A 1,151-nucleotide genomic window follows, 5' to 3' on the forward strand; every position below is an offset into this window, starting at 1 on the left:
GCTTGGCATTGCCTTTATACCCGAATCCGCATTACAAGCGGGGTCCCGTGCCAACGTGGCTTGCCTGCAAATCGAGGATCCGGTGTGTACACGGGAAATTGGGCTGACAAGACACCAGAGCCGCTATTTTACAAGTGCAGCCAAGGAATTCCGCCAAGTCATCATCGAGCACTTCCGGAACATGGCTCAAACCGAGATTTAACTTCGATCCGCTGTGTCTAGTTAAAATATAGCTCAGGGTGAACCCATGGCTTATTCCGGCTGGTTGGATGTTTTCTTTCCGACTTCAAACGGTGTTGTGATCCCTTCATAGGACAAGTGCATCGTCATTCCCTTTTCGGCATGCCATAAATTATGGCAATGATCCATCCAGATCCCCGGATTATCTGCCTGAAACGCAACTTCATAGACTTCACCGGGAGCGACATCCAGCGAATCGGTCCACCAAGGGCTCCCTGTCGTTGGTTTTCCGTTCCGGCTGAGGACGAGCATCGTATGCCCATGAAGATGCATCGGATGATGATCCCACCCGCGGTTAATAAAAGTTGTTTTTACCAGATCACCTTCTTTGACCGTTAACATAGGTGTGTCCGGAAAGACGCGTCCGTTAATGGTATATAAAGCGTATATTTTACCATTATAGAACCCGAGGCGCGAATCCAAAACGATGTTGAAGGTCCGGTCAAACTTGCTGTGGATGCCGAAAGGAGTCGGTTGCTTTTCCCCGTATGTCCCAGGATCAAAGACAGCATTTTTTTCATTTATAGCCGGGGTTGAATGGGTGACCGCCTCAATAAACACGATCCCCGGGGTGACGCCTGCCTCACTTCGGCTACTCAATCTTACAGGCGTTTTGGGCATGGTGAATAAAATATCATATCGTCCTCCGCCGGCGATCATTAGCTTCTGATCCTTTATGTCGGTGGGCGAGTGAATCTCGTTGCCGTCAATAGCCGTCACTTCGAACGGGACTCCCGATAGTTGGAACGTTTGCGGGTAGTTCTGGGCGTTAATCAGGCGCAATTTGACCTGGGTGCCGGCTGGAATCGTTTGACGATCCAGCGTGTCCTTTAGCCCATACGTCGGGGTTAATGCGCTGCCGTCCGACAATTGCCAAGCGTGGCTTAGTATGGTGATGTCCTTCGTATTGG

The 1,151-nt window shown here is 50.4% G+C and carries 2 protein-coding genes; one reads left to right on the top strand and one right to left on the bottom strand.

From position 1 onward, the window contains the following. A partial coding sequence (locus tag CPT76_RS36150) for a LysR family transcriptional regulator substrate-binding protein (protein WP_146116574.1) occupies positions 1–202 on the top strand: 202 nt, incomplete at its 5' end. 50 nt (positions 203–252) lie between these two features. Here CPT76_RS36150 and CPT76_RS36155 read toward each other — a convergent pair. After that, the coding region (locus CPT76_RS36155) for a multicopper oxidase domain-containing protein (RefSeq protein ID WP_181153267.1) at positions 253–1,151 on the bottom strand (899 nt) is incomplete at its 5' end.

The sequence above is a fragment of the Paenibacillus sp. AR247 genome, assembly GCF_002968895.1.
In the GTDB taxonomy this organism is placed as follows: Bacteria; Bacillota; Bacilli; order Paenibacillales; family Paenibacillaceae; genus Paenibacillus_AQ; species Paenibacillus_AQ favisporus.